Genomic DNA, 12,052 nt, shown 5'->3' on the forward strand with positions numbered 1-12,052 from the left:
CAGCTCCTGTGGCCCGGCCGGACTGGCTGGGCGGCGTGACCCGCATACGGGCAGGAAGTTCCGTGGTCTGAACCCTGTGGAGCATCTGGGGGTTGCCGTGCCGTCCCACAAGCCGGCGCCGGAACACGGCGTCAGCGCGCGGCGAAACGGCCTTCGACGGGCCGGCGGATTTGACGCAGGCGAAACAACCTCTGGATCATAAGGGCCTTTCCCGTACCCTATCGGATGGTGCCGCATGTTTGCAGGCCTCGACGGACTGCGCCTCAGTCATTGGAAAGCCGCGCAACGCGAGGATGGCGTGCTCGTGCTGGCCTTCGACCGCGCGGGCGAATCGGTCAACACGTTCGCGCAGGACGTGCTGATCGAACTCGACGCCGTGCTCGAGCGGCTGGCGCTCGAGCCGCCGAAAGCGGTGGTGGTGACCTCGGCCAAGGAAAAGGGCTTCATTGCCGGCGCCGACATCCGCGAGTTCGCGGAGTTCGACGCGAAGGGCACGATCGGTGATTCGATCCGTCGCGGCCAGCAGGTGTTCCAGCGCCTGGCCGATCTGCCGTGCCCGACGGTCGCCGCCATCCACGGCTTCTGCATGGGCGGCGGCACCGAGATCGCGCTGGCCTGTGATTACCGCGTCGCCAGCAATGACGGCTCCACCCGCATCGGCCTGCCGGAAGTGAAGCTCGGCATCTATCCGGGATGGGGCGGCAGCGTGCGCCTGCCGCGTCTGGTCGGCGCGCCGGCGGCGTTCGACATGATGCTGACCGGCCGCACGCTGTCGGCCAAGGCCGCGCGTGGCATCGGCCTGGTCGACAGGGTCGTCGAGCCCGCGCTGCTGCTGGACGCCGCGGCGACGCTCGCGCTCAAGGGTGCGCAACGGCCACTCAGGCAGCGCGCACTCGGCTGGGCGACCAACACCTGGCCCGCGCGCCAGTTGCTGGCGCCGCAGATGGTCAAGCAGGTGTCGCGCAAGGCACGCAAGGAGCATTACCCGGCACCGTACGTGCTGATCGAGACCTGGCGCCGCACCGGCGGATCCACCGCACAGCGGCTGGCGGCCGAGCGCAAATCGGTGGTCCGGTTGGCGGGCACGCCGACCGCGCGCAACCTGACCCGGGTGTTCTTCCTGCAGGAGCGCCTGAAGGCGCTCGGCGGCAGGCACCACGGCATCGGCCATGTGCACGTGGTCGGTGCGGGCGTCATGGGCGGCGACATCGCCGCCTGGTCCGCCTACAAGGGCTTCGAGGTGACCTTGCAGGACCGCGAGCAGCCATATATCGACAAGGCGCTTGCGCGCGCGCAGGAGCTGTTCCAGAAGAAGGTCAAGGACGACGCCAAGCGCCCCGATGTCGCCGCGCGGCTGAAGTCCGACCTCCTGGGCGAGGGTGTGGGACGGGCCGACCTGGTGATCGAGGCGATCATCGAGGACACCGATGCCAAGCGCGGCCTGTATACGCAGGTGGAGCCGCGGCTCAAGGCGGATGCGCTGCTGGCGACCAACACCTCGTCGATCCCGATCGACGGGCTTGCGCAGGGCCTGGCACGTCCGGCGCAGTTCGCCGGCCTGCACTACTTCAACCCGGTGGCGCTGATGCCGCTGGTGGAGATCGTGCGCCACCCGGGCATGGACGAGGCCACGCAGCAGCGGCTGGCGGCGTTCTGCAAGGCGATCGACAAGCTGCCGGTGCCGGTCGCCGGCACCCCCGGCTTCCTGGTCAACCGGCTGCTGTTTCCGTACATGCTCGAAGCGGCGACCGCGTATGCCGAGGGCATCCCGGGGCCGGCGATCGACCGTGCCGCGGTCCGGTTCGGCATGCCGATGGGGCCGATCGAACTGATCGACACCGTGGGCCTCGATGTCGCCTCCGGGGTCGGCCGCGAGCTCGCGCCCTACCTCGGCCTGCAGATCCCCGCCACGCTGGCCACCCCGCCGGAAATGGGCCGACGCGGCAAGAAGGACGGTCAGGGGTTGTATGCCTGGGAAGACGGCAAGGCGAAGAAGCCGGAACTGCCGAAGGACTACAAGGCGCCCGACGACCTCGAGGACCGCCTGGTGCTGCCGCTGATCAACGAGGCGGTGGCGGCACTGCACGATGGCGTGGTGGCGGATGCCGACCTGCTGGATGCGGGAGTGATCTTCGGCACCGGCTTCGCGCCGTTCCGCGGCGGTCCGATCCAGTACGTGCGCGAGACCGGTGTCGACGCCGTGCTGGCCCGGCTCAAGGTCCTGCAGGCGCGGCATGGGGACCGCTTTGCGCCACGCCCGGGCTGGGACAACCCGGCATTGCGCGGCGCCTGACCGCGGACACCTGCGGGGCGCGGCGCACGCCGCGTCCCGTAACGCGCCCGGCTCACATCGTGTGCGTGGGCTTCTCTGAATTGGCGGTGCCGGCCAGCAGGGTCTCGATCCTGCCACGCACGTTCTCGCCTTCCTGGGTATCGGCGAACTGCACGCCGATGCCGGCCATGCGGTTGCCCTGCGCGCCCGGCGGCGTCACCCAGATCACCTTGCCGGCGACCGGCAGGCGCTCGTTGGACTCCGGCAGCACCAGCAGCACGAACACCTCGTCGCCAATGAAATAGCGCTTGGCGGTCGGCACGAAGATGCCGCCCTGCTTCAGGTACGGCATGTAGGCGCTGTAGAGCTGGGCCTTGTCCTTCACCGTCAACGACAGGATGCCCTGTCGCGCGCCGCCACCGGTTGCCGCCATTCGCTATCTCCTCGTACCGCGCCCGCCGGCGCTCCTGCTGTGTCCGCTCTCGCCCATGGCCTCGCGCCAGGCCAGCAGCAGCTCGCCCACCGCCAGGTCCGCCCGCACGGTGGTGCGCAGCAGGTCGCGGGTGCGGTTGGCATGCGCGAACCAGGCCGTGAGCCTGCGGGTTCGCACGGGGTCGGTCAAGCCGGCCGCACGCGTCGCCGCGAGGTCGGCGGCATGGCGCAGGCGCGCGTCGGCATCCTCGTCGCCGGTCCAGCGCCTGGCGACTTCCGACGGCGCCAGCGTGCCCGCGGCCAGCGCATCCAGATCCGTGGCGACGCCGGCACGCAACGCCATGCCACCCTCGCGCAGCCAGTGCTCCGCGATGCCGGGATGTCCGCGGGCGGCATCCAGCGCCTCGGCCGCGGCCTTGCCCGCATGGCCCTGCGACTGCAGCCAGGCCAGTGCCTCGTCGCGCGGCGGAAGGCGGAACTCCAGGCGCTGGCAGCGGCTGCGGATGGTCGCCGGCAGCCGCATCGGCTCCGCGGCCACCAGCCACAGATAGCGGCCGGGTTGCGGCTCCTCGAGCGTCTTCAGCAGCGCATTGGCCGCGGCATGGTTGATCGCATCGGCCGGGTCGACGATCGCCACCCGTGCCTGCCCGTACTGCGCGGTGAGCGACAGCTTGCCGGTGAGCGCGCGGATCTGTTCGATGACGATCTCGGTGCGCATGCGCGTGCCTTCGCGGTTCGGCTCGAGGCCCACTGCAAGCAGATCGGGATGGGTGCCGGCGGCGATCAGGCTGGCCGCGCGCGCATCGTGGCCTGCGCCGAGCAGGTGCGATGCCAGCCGGTCGGCCACCACCCGCTTGCCCAGCCGGGCCGGCCCGCACAGCAGCATCGCATGGCCCATGCGGCCGCCGTCGAGTGCATCCACGGCGCGGTCGAAGACGCGCCGCTGCCACGGCGCAAGCGCCGGTGAGGGATTCACGCCCGCGTCCTCCAACCATGCAGCGCAGCCACCGCGGCCGCTGCCACCTCGTCCGCCGGCGGCGCCGCATCGATGATGCGGAAGCGGCCGGGCTCGGCGTGGGCACGGGCGAGATAGGCGGCGCGCACGCGCTCGAAGAACTCGTCGCGCTCGCCTTCGATGCGGTCGGGCACGAGGTCGCGGCCACGGGTGCGTTCGCGGCCGCGGGCGACATCGATGTCGAGCAGCAGGGTGAGGCCCGGGCGCAGGCCGACGAAGCCGTGCTCGAGCAGCTCGATGCGCGCGGCGTCGAGACCGCGGCCACCGCCCTGGTAGGCATAGCTGGAATCGGTGTAGCGGTCGCACAGCACCCATGCGCCGCGCGCGAGTGCCGGCTCGATCAGTTCGCGCACGTGCTGCACCCGCGCGGCGAACACCAGCAGCAGTTCGGCTTCGGCGACCGCCGGGGCGCCGCCGGGATCGAGCACGAGTTCGCGGATACGCTCCGCCAGCGGCGTGCCGCCGGGTTCGCGGGTGACCAGCACCTCGGCCCCGTCCTCGGCCAGGGCGGTACGCAACGCGGTGAGCACGGTGGTCTTGCCAGCGCCCTCGCCGCCTTCCAGCGAGACGAAGCGCGGATGCGTGGCCATCGCGCCGGGCACGCTCGCCCCGGATGCCGGCGACCCGGCGGCTGGCGTCGAACCGCCCATCACTGCGCCACGCGCGCGCGGTAGCGGCGCACGTACTCGCGCACCGCCACGTTGTGTTCGGCATAGGTGCGCGAGAACACGTGCCGTCCACTGCCGTCACCGATGGCGACGAAGTACAGCGCATCGCCGTCGGCGGGTTGCGTGGTCGCGCGAAGCGCGGCCACGCCGGGCATCGCGATCGGCGTCGGCGGCAGCCCGTCGCGGGTGTAGGTGTTGTAGGGGGTGTCGGTCTGCAGGTCGCGGCGGCGGATGTTGCCGTCGAAGTCCGCGCCGATGCCGTAGATGACGGTGGGATCGGTCTGCAGGCGCATGCCGATCTGCAAACGGCGCACGAACACCCCGGCAATCTGCGGCCGTTCCTCGGCGATGCCGGTTTCCTTCTCCACGATCGAGGCCAGCACCAGCGCCTCCTCCGCCGTCTGCAGCGGCAGGTCGTCGGCACGCTGGGCCCAGGCCTCGTCGAGCGCGCGTTCCAGCGCGCGGTTTGCACGACGCAGCACGTCGAGATCGCTGTCGCCACGGGTATAGAGATAGGTCTCCGGAAGGAAGCGGCCCTCCGGGTGCACGCCCGGCCGGTCGATGGCCGCCATCAGCGCGGCGTCGTCGAGCGCGGCGCTGTCGGATTGGAGATGTTCAGCGCGCGCGAGCGCTGCACGCAGTTCGCGGATGTTCCAGCCTTCGACGATGGTGAAGCGGTGCCGCACGACCCGGCCGTCGCGCATGTTGGCCAGCACGTCGCGGGCGCTCATGCCGGGCTCGAGCGCGTACTCGCCCACCTGCAGCCGCCCGGCGGCGCCGAGCTGGCGGGCCAGGAGCTGCCATTCGAGGTCGCTGCCTTCGCGCACGCCGGCCTCGCGGATCTTCTGCAGCACGCGGGCGAAGGAATCGCCGCGTTCCACCACATAGCCGTCGCCGGCATCGATGCCTGCCAGCGGTTCGTGCCGGAAATCCTGCCAGCGGTCCCACGCCCAGTACGCCGCGCCACCGGCGAGCAGTGCGAACAGGGCAAGAAAGGCGCCGATGCCGCGCCAGCGTCGGGAGGTGGCCATCAGCGCACGCCGTGTGCGGGGTGGGGGGCAGGTCATCGCGCAAGGATAGCGTGGGTGCCCCGGCTCTGCGTCGGCTCGGCGTCCGCCGCGAGTGCGTGCAGCATGCCGCGCGCCTTCGCGCGCGTCTCGTCGAGCTCGCGCTGCGGATCGGAGTCGGCGACGATCCCGGCGCCGGTGCGGAAGCGCACCCGCTCCCCGGCCACCTCGGCACTGCGGATGAGGATGTTGAGGTCCATGTCGCCGTCGCGGTTGAGCCAGCCCATCGCGCCGGTGTAGGCGCCGCGGCCGACCGCCTCGAGCTCGGCGATCACCTGCATGCAGCGCACCTTCGGGCAGCCGGTGATGGTGCCGCCGGGATGGACCGCGGCGATGACCTCGCCGGGCTTGGCGTCGGCGCGCAGCAGGCCGCGCACATTGCTGACGATGTGGTGGACATGGGCATAGCTCTCCACCGTCATCAGCTCGTCCACCTCGACGCTACCCGGGGTACACACGCGGCCGAGGTCATTGCGTTCGAGGTCGACCAGCATCACGTGCTCGGCGCGTTCCTTGGCATGCCCGACCAGTTCGCGCACGCGCGCGGCGTCGTCATCGCCCGGCAGGCGTGGCCGGGTGCCGGCGATCGGACGGGTCTGCACGACATCGCCGCGCACGTTGACCAGCCGTTCCGGCGAGGCGCTGACCACGGTGCCGCCTGCCGTTGCGAACAGCCCGGAAAACGGCGCCGGGCTCATCGTGCGCAGGCGGGCGTACAGCAGCGCGGGATCCAGCGGCGCGTCGAAGCGGGCCTGCCAGCCGCGCGACAGGTTGACCTGGAACACGTCGCCGGCGGCAAGGTAGTCGAGGATGCGGCGCACGCCATCGAGGAATGCGCCGGGCGCGTCCTCGTCGAGCGTTGCGGGCGCCACCCAGGCCGGGAGTGCCGGCAGCGCTGCGCGCGACAGGTCCGCTTCGATGATATCCAGCAGCCCGCCGTGCGCGGTTTCGGCCACCGCGATGCACTCCCCGGTGGCATGGTCACGCAGCAGCGCTGCCGGGCAACGCAGCGCCTGCGCCACCGGCAACCCGTCGGCGGGCAGCGGCAGGCGCAGCACCGGCTCGATCTGCGCACCCAGCTCGTAGCCCAGGAACAGCGCCCAGCCACCACGGAACGGCCAGCGCAGTTCCTCGCGCGGCTGTCGCAGCGTCTGCCAGTGGCGATCGAGCACGTCGAGGAAGCCGCCTTCCAGTGCGTTGCCGCGCGTGTCGCGCACGACGCCATCCGTGTCGAGCGAGAAGCAATCGCCGTCGGTGACCAGCAGCAGGTCCCATCGCGCCTGCGCGGTGCCGTGCGCCACCGATTCCAGCAGCACCGGATAGCGCTGCGGCGCCCGCCGGTGCAGCGCGAGCAGGTCGGTATCCGGAGCGAGTTGGCGGGTGATCAGCACGGCGGTGTCCAGGTGGAAGGCGGCAACGTGATGCGACGCGCGGTCTTCCACGCCGCCGGCAGCCGCAGACGACCGTCGGCGTCGAGCGCACGCATGCACCCGCCGGAGATGCCGGCACCATCGGCCGGCGCGGCATCACGCATCGCATGGAGGCCTCTGCGGCTTACACCTTCGCGAACACCAGCGTGCCGTTGGTGCCGCCGAAGCCGAACGAATTCGACATCGCCACCTCGACCTGCGCGTCGCGCGCGGTATTGGGGATGTAGTCGAGGTCGCAGCCTTCCGACGGATTCACGAGGTTGATCGTGGGCGGCAGCACGCCAGTGTGGATCGCCATCGCCGAGTACACGGCCTCGATGCCGCCGGCCGCGCCCAGCAGGTGCCCGGTCATCGACTTGGTGGAGCTGACCATGACCGAACGCGCGTGGTCGCCCAGCGCCTGCTTGACCGCCATCGTCTCGGCGAGATCGCCAGCCGGCGTCGAGGTGCCGTGCGCATTGATGTAGCCGATGCGGGCAACGTCGATGCCGGCGTCGTTGATCGCGTTGCGCATGCAGCGTGCCGCGCCCTCGCCGTTCTCACTCGGCGCGGTCATGTGGAACGCATCGCCGCTCATGCCGAAGCCGATCAGCTCGGCGTAGATGCGCGCCCCACGCGCCCTGGCGCGCTCGTATTCCTCGAGGATCAGGATGCCGGCACCGTCACCCATGACAAAGCCGTCGCGGCCCTCGTCCCACGGGCGCGACGCACGCGTCGGCTCCTCGTTGTGGGTGGACAGCGCCTTCATCGCGCAGAAGCCGCCCAGCGAGGTCGGCGTGGTCGCGTATTCGGCGCCGCCGGCGATCATCGCGTCGGCATCGCCGTACTGGATCATGCGCATCGCCAGGCCGATGTTGTGGGTGGCCGTCGTGCACGCGGTGACCGCGGCCACGTTGGGCCCCTTGGCACCGGTCATGATCGACACCTGGCCCGCGATCATGTTGATGATCGTGCTGGGCACGTAGAACGGCGACACCTTGCGCGGGCCGCCCTCGTGGTACTTGATGGTGGTGTCCTCGATGCCCTTCAGGCCACCGATGCCGGCACCGATCGCCACGCCGACGCGCTCGCCGTCGGCGGCCACGTCGAGGCCCGAATCCTCGACCGCCATCATCGAGGCGGCCACGCCGTAGTGCACGAAGGTGTCCATCTTCTTGATGTCCTTCGGTGCGATCCAGCGGCTGGCGTCGAAGCCCTTGACCTGGCCGGCGATGCGGGTCGGGAATGCGGACGCATCGAAATGGGTGATCGGGGCGATGCCCGAACGACCCGCGACGATCGCTTCCCAGTTCGAGGCGAGGTCGTTGCCGACCGGCGACAGGATGCCCATCCCGGTGATCACCACGCGACGCTTGGACATGGAATGCTCCTCAATCGGTTCTGGATCGCGGCGCCACAGTGCAGGCCGCAAACGCACGAGGCCGCATGCGCGGCCCCGGGCAGGTCATGCAACGGCCGGGCGCACGAAGGCCCCGGCCGCCGGGCGCGTCAGCTCTTGACGTGCGCCTTGACGTAGTCGATCGCCTGCTGGACCGAGGTGATCTTCTCGGCGTCCTCGTCGGGGATCTCGCACTCGAACTCTTCTTCCAGCGCCATCACCAGCTCGACGGTGTCGAGCGAGTCCGCGCCCAGGTCGTCCACGAACGAAGCGCTCGGGTTGACTTCCTCTTCCTTCACGCCGAGTTGCTCGACGACGATCTTCTTGACGCGCTCTTCGATGGTGCTCATGGATGTGCTCCGCTCAGGGCCCTGATTCGGCCGGTAGTGTAAGGGAAAGGCCGCCGGGCAGCGATGCGCGCCGGCAACCGTGAAGCTGGGGGAGTGTCCCCCGGTCCGGTGTCACGGCATGTACATGCCGCCGTTGATGTGCAGGGTCTCGCCGGTGATGTAGGCCGCGTGCGGCCCGGCCAGGAAGGCCACGGCATTGGCGATGTCGGCGGGCTCGCCGAGGCGGCCCAGTGCGATCTGGCCCAGCAGCGCGGTCTTCGCGTCCTCGGGCAACGAACGGGTCATGTCGGTGTCGATGAACCCGGGTGCCACGACGTTCACCGTCACCCCGCGCGAGCCGATCTCCTTGGCCAACGATTTCGAGAAGCCGATCACGCCGGCCTTGGCGGCGGCGTAGTTCGCCTGGCCGGCATTGCCGGTGACGCCGATCACCGAGGCGATGTTGATGATGCGGCCCTTGCGCGCCTTCATCATGCCGCGCATCACCGCCTTCGACATCCGGTAGACGCTGCTGAGGTTGGTGTCGAGGATGGCCTGCCAGTCCTCGTCCTTCATGCGCATCAGCAGGTTGTCGCGGGTGATGCCGGCATTGTTGACCAGGATCGACACCGCGCCGAATTCCTTCGTGACCGCATCGACCAGCGACTCGACCGAGGCCGCATCTGCCACGTCGAGCACGCGACCGTGGCCGCCGTGGGCCTGCAGGCGCGTGCCGATCGCCTGCGCGCCGGCCTCGCTGGTCGCGGTGCCGATCACGGTCGCGCCCTGCGCGGCCAGCGTGTCGGCAATGGCCGCGCCGATGCCGCGGCTGGCGCCGGTGACGAGTGCGATCTCGCCCTGCAGTGGTGGATTCATTGCTCAGTTGCTCCGTACAGCGTGCTTCGCCGCGGATTCTCGCGGATGCAGGCGGATAAACCAACAAACCGACGACGCCGGACCCGGCGATCGCGGCGGATCTCGATGAGGCCGACTATCCGCGGTGTCCCGCGGGCAGGCGTGGATGGATCATGCCTTCCATTCGGCCAGCGCGGCGTCGAAGTCGGCCGGCGTGCCCAGCGCGCGCGCCTCGAACGCCTTGTCGATGCGTTTCGCCAGCCCGGTCAGCACCTTGCCCGGCCCACACTCGGCGAAACGGGTGACACCGCGCCCGCCCAGCGCCTGCATGCACGAGGTCCAGCGCACGGGCAGGTACAGCTGGCGCACCAGCGCGTCACGGATCGACTGGATGCCCTCGTGCACTTCGCCGTCGACGTTCTGCACCACCGGCAGCGCGGGTTCGCGCCAGTCGGTGCCGGCCATCGCCTCGCCGAGACGGTTGGCCGCCTCGCGCATCAGCGGCGTGTGCGACGGCACGCTCACCGCAAGCTTCACCGCCTTGCGCACGCCACGCTCCGACAGCAGGCCCAGCGCGCGGTCGACGCCTTCGGCTTCACCGCCGATCACGATCTGCCCGGGCGAGTTGTAGTTCGCCGGCACCACCACGAAGTCGCTGGACAGCTCGCGGCAGGCCTCTTCCACCAGCGCATCCTCGGCGCCCAGGATCGCCGCCATGGCGCCCTTGCCCGCCGGCACCGCCGCCTGCATGAGCTGCCCGCGCAGGCGCACCAGGCGCGCGGCATCGGCCAGGTCGATGGCGCCTGCCGCGACCAGCGCGCTGTATTCGCCGAGGCTGTGGCCGGCCAGCGCCACCGGGCGCGCAACGCCTTCCGCCTGCCACAGCCGCCACACCGCCACGCTCGCCGCCAGCAGCGCCGGCTGCGTGAACTCGGTGGTGTTGAGCTGCTCTTCCGGGCCGTCCTGGCTCACCACCCACAGGTCGACGCCCGCACCTTCGGACGCCTCGGCGAAGGTGTCGCGGATCGACGCATGCCGCTGCGCGAGCTCGGCGAGCATGCCCAGCGACTGCGAGCCCTGGCCGGGGAAAACGAAAGCGAGCTGGGAATCGGTCACGCGCGGGTCCGGCTGGGAAAACAAGCGCGGCATGATACGGGCTGCGCCGTCGGGACGTCTGTACGACCGCGTATGTCACAGGATCGGCGACGTTCGCCCGATACGACGACGCCCCGGGATGTCCGGGGCGTCGCGCGAATGAGGCGGGCGTCCGGGCCTGCGCCCGGCTCAGTAGCGCAGCAGCGCGGAGCCCCAGGTGAAGCCCCCACCGAAGGCTTCCAGCAGCAGCAGCTGGCCGCGCTCGACGCGGCCGGAGCGCACTGCGACGTCCAGCGCCAGCGGCACCGAACCCGACGAGGTGTTGCCGTGCTGGTCGACGGTGACCACCACGCGTTCCATCGGCATGTCCAGCCGCTTGGCGGTGGCCTCGATGATGCGCAGGTTGGCCTGGTGCGGGATCAGCCAGTCGATGTCGTGACGATCCAGGCCATTGGCGGCGAGGGTTTCCTCGACCACCGAGTCAAGCGCCTTGACCGCGTGCTTGAAGACCTCGTTGCCGGTCATGTTGATGCGCACGCCGGCATTGGGGGCGTTCTCGTCGAAGCCCACCGACACGCCCACCGGGTTCCACAGCAGCTCCTTCTTGCCGCCATCGGCATGCAGGTGGGTGCTGAGGATGCCGGTCCCGCTATCGGCCTTGAGCACGACCGCACCGGCACCGTCGCCGAACAGCACGCAGGTGGCGCGGTCGTTCCAGTCGATCATGCGGGTCAGCGTCTCGGCGCCGACCACCAGCACGGTGCGCGCGGCACCGGAACGGATGAACTTGTCGGCGATCGACAGCGCGTACACGAAGCCCGAGCACGCCGCATTGACGTCGAACGCGCCGCAGCCGGCAACGCCGAGGCGGTGCTGCAGCAGGCAGGCCGTGGACGGGAAAATGAGATCCGGCGTGGTGGTGCCGAGGATGATCAGATCGAGCTCGGACGCATCGACCCCCGCAGCTTCGAGCGCACGCACCGACGCGTGGTACGCCAGATCGCAGGTGGTCTCGCCTTCGGCGGCGATGTGCCGGTTGCGGATCCCGGTACGCGACGCGATCCACTCGTCGCTGGTGTCGACCCGCCTGGCAAGCTCGTCGTTGCTGACGGCGTTTGCCGGCAGGTAGCTGCCGGTCCCGGCAATCCGCGCATACACGCGGGGCATCGCGCCCGTGTCAGTCATCGTGTGCCGTCATCCTCGCAACCGCCACCCTCAGGCGGGCGGCAGGACGCGCCACGCGACGGGGTGAGCCCTGCGGCCGCGAGGCGCTGGAAACCGCCACGCCCGTGGGCGCGACGGCACTCGCCGTCAATCTTCGTCGGCGATCTTGACCTTCGGCTGGATCACCTGGCGACCACGGTAGTAGCCGTCGGCGGTGATGTGGTGGCGGATATGGGTCTCGCCGGTGGTCGGGTCGGTCGACAGCTGCTTGGCCTGCAGCTTGTCGTGCGCGCGACGCATGCCGCGGCGGGACGGGGTGACTCGGGATTTCTGCACAGCCATGGGAT

General features: G+C 70.3%; 12 protein-coding genes. 1 reads left to right on the forward strand and 11 read right to left on the reverse strand.

Translation table 11 applies throughout. The features are described from left to right. Positions 1 to 235: 235 nt before the first annotated feature. Positions 236 to 2,293 (forward strand): 3-hydroxyacyl-CoA dehydrogenase NAD-binding domain-containing protein, encoded by a 2,058-nt coding sequence (locus ERL55_RS10215; RefSeq protein WP_129136333.1) that lies wholly within the window; start codon positions 236 to 238, stop codon positions 2,291 to 2,293. A gap of 52 nt (positions 2,294 to 2,345) precedes the next feature. Here ERL55_RS10215 and ERL55_RS10220 read toward each other — a convergent pair whose 3' ends face one another. From ERL55_RS10220 to rpmF, 11 genes are all read right to left on the reverse strand, one after another. Continuing rightward, positions 2,346 to 2,705, reverse strand: a complete 360-nt coding sequence (locus ERL55_RS10220; RefSeq protein ID WP_129136334.1) for a PilZ domain-containing protein — start codon at positions 2,703 to 2,705, stop codon at positions 2,346 to 2,348. Positions 2,706 to 2,708: 3 nt separating this feature from the next. Further along, positions 2,709 to 3,680, reverse strand: coding sequence for a DNA polymerase III subunit delta' (locus ERL55_RS10225; protein ID WP_129136335.1), 972 nt, complete (start codon positions 3,678 to 3,680; stop codon positions 2,709 to 2,711). Beyond that, positions 3,677 to 4,321, reverse strand: a complete 645-nt coding sequence (gene tmk / locus ERL55_RS10230) for a dTMP kinase (protein WP_129136336.1) — start codon at positions 4,319 to 4,321, stop codon at positions 3,677 to 3,679. Before tmk ends, ERL55_RS10225 begins: the two co-directional genes overlap by 4 nt. Before the next feature lie 47 nt (positions 4,322 to 4,368). After that, positions 4,369 to 5,418 (reverse strand): endolytic transglycosylase MltG, encoded by a 1,050-nt coding sequence (gene mltG / locus ERL55_RS10235; protein ID WP_129136337.1) that lies wholly within the window; start codon positions 5,416 to 5,418, stop codon positions 4,369 to 4,371. A 32-nt stretch (positions 5,419 to 5,450) separates the two neighbouring features. After that, the gene (locus ERL55_RS10240; RefSeq protein ID WP_129136338.1) at positions 5,451 to 6,845 is read right to left on the reverse strand and encodes an aminodeoxychorismate synthase component I; all 1,395 of its coding nucleotides are present in this window, start codon (positions 6,843 to 6,845) and stop codon (positions 5,451 to 5,453) included. A gap of 163 nt (positions 6,846 to 7,008) precedes the next feature. Next, complete coding sequence (fabF, locus tag ERL55_RS10245; RefSeq protein WP_129136339.1) at positions 7,009 to 8,244, reverse strand: beta-ketoacyl-ACP synthase II; 1,236 nt, start codon at positions 8,242 to 8,244, stop codon at positions 7,009 to 7,011. Positions 8,245 to 8,372: 128 nt separating this feature from the next. After that, positions 8,373 to 8,612 (reverse strand): acyl carrier protein, encoded by a 240-nt coding sequence (gene acpP, locus ERL55_RS10250; RefSeq protein WP_129136340.1) that lies wholly within the window; start codon positions 8,610 to 8,612, stop codon positions 8,373 to 8,375. A gap of 111 nt (positions 8,613 to 8,723) precedes the next feature. After that, positions 8,724 to 9,467 carry a 3-oxoacyl-ACP reductase FabG gene (gene fabG / locus ERL55_RS10255; RefSeq protein WP_129136341.1) on the reverse strand — a complete coding sequence of 248 codons (744 nt, stop codon included), beginning with the start codon at positions 9,465 to 9,467 and terminating at the stop codon, positions 8,724 to 8,726. A gap of 150 nt (positions 9,468 to 9,617) precedes the next feature. Further along, complete coding sequence (gene fabD / locus ERL55_RS10260) at positions 9,618 to 10,562, reverse strand: ACP S-malonyltransferase (protein WP_129136342.1); 945 nt, start codon at positions 10,560 to 10,562, stop codon at positions 9,618 to 9,620. A gap of 168 nt (positions 10,563 to 10,730) precedes the next feature. Then, the gene (locus ERL55_RS10265) at positions 10,731 to 11,708 is read right to left on the reverse strand and encodes a beta-ketoacyl-ACP synthase III (RefSeq protein WP_129137310.1); all 978 of its coding nucleotides are present in this window, start codon (positions 11,706 to 11,708) and stop codon (positions 10,731 to 10,733) included. Positions 11,709 to 11,852: 144 nt separating this feature from the next. Next, positions 11,853 to 12,047, reverse strand: coding sequence for a 50S ribosomal protein L32 (rpmF, locus tag ERL55_RS10270; RefSeq protein ID WP_129136343.1), 195 nt, complete (start codon positions 12,045 to 12,047; stop codon positions 11,853 to 11,855). Positions 12,048 to 12,052: the final 5 nt, after the last annotated feature.

This window comes from Luteimonas sp. YGD11-2 (assembly GCF_004118975.1).
In the GTDB taxonomy this organism is placed as follows: Bacteria; Pseudomonadota; Gammaproteobacteria; order Xanthomonadales; family Xanthomonadaceae; genus Luteimonas; species Luteimonas muca.

Bases quoted from the DNA above. Each gene is read 5' to 3' on its own strand.
- ERL55_RS10215 (WP_129136333.1), top strand. From the start codon at position 236: ATGTTTGCAGGCCTCGACGGACTGCGCCTCAGTCATTGGAAAGCCGCG.
- ERL55_RS10220 (WP_129136334.1), bottom strand. From the start codon at position 2,705: ATGGCGGCAACCGGTGGCGGCGCGCGACAGGGCATCCTGTCGTTGACG.
- mltG (WP_129136337.1), bottom strand. From the start codon at position 5,418: ATGGCCACCTCCCGACGCTGGCGCGGCATCGGCGCCTTTCTTGCCCTG.
- fabF (WP_129136339.1), bottom strand. From the start codon at position 8,244: ATGTCCAAGCGTCGCGTGGTGATCACCGGGATGGGCATCCTGTCGCCG.
- acpP (WP_129136340.1), bottom strand. From the start codon at position 8,612: ATGAGCACCATCGAAGAGCGCGTCAAGAAGATCGTCGTCGAGCAACTC.
- fabG (WP_129136341.1), bottom strand. From the start codon at position 9,467: ATGAATCCACCACTGCAGGGCGAGATCGCACTCGTCACCGGCGCCAGC.
- ERL55_RS10265 (WP_129137310.1), bottom strand. From the start codon at position 11,708: ATGCCCCGCGTGTATGCGCGGATTGCCGGGACCGGCAGCTACCTGCCG.
- rpmF (WP_129136343.1), bottom strand. From the start codon at position 12,047: ATGGCTGTGCAGAAATCCCGAGTCACCCCGTCCCGCCGCGGCATGCGT.